Below are 437 nucleotides of genomic sequence, written 5' to 3'. Positions count from 1 at the left end.
GTGTAGACCACTTCTTTTTTAGAAGTGTAATAACTGATTCGCCCGGTTTCCTTATTTTTCATCACATCCCCATTGAGATATGCGGAAGCGGAGATAACAGATTTCCCTTTACTACGTCCGACTATTTTGACTGTGTAATGAAAAATCGCCATGTCTGGATGCCTCCTTTCTGCACATCCGGCATAGATTTCCGGCAACATTGCTTTCGGTTTTAGGAAAAGCAGCATTGCCGGAACGCCCTCTGCGTAAGAGTGCCCTGCGCATAGCAGCCTGCATGGAATGCGCCCCTCTGGCGAAGAGTGCCTCCTGCGGCATGAGCAGGTCTGGCTGAAAGCCCCGCCGACGGAACGAGCCCGGCAAGCGTGAACGCAGACCGGTTGCCACTTGTGGCAAACTTATTGGGACGACCTCTGGTTGTCCATAAGTGCGCCCTTCAT

The 437-nt window shown here is 51.7% G+C and carries 1 pseudogene; it reads right to left on the bottom strand.

Annotated features, from left to right (window positions below):
- Positions 1 to 152, bottom strand: a pseudogene (locus tag NE638_RS17900) (MobA/MobL family protein); the annotation flags it as partial.
- Between the last annotated feature and the right edge of the window lie 285 nt (positions 153 to 437).

Source organism: Blautia sp. MSK.18.38 (genome assembly GCF_024460535.1).
GTDB classification, from domain to species: Bacteria; Bacillota; Clostridia; order Lachnospirales; family Lachnospiraceae; genus Blautia_A; species Blautia_A fusiformis.
Note: the sequence above shows the minus strand (reverse complement) of the source record. Positions and strands in the feature narration are given on the sequence as shown.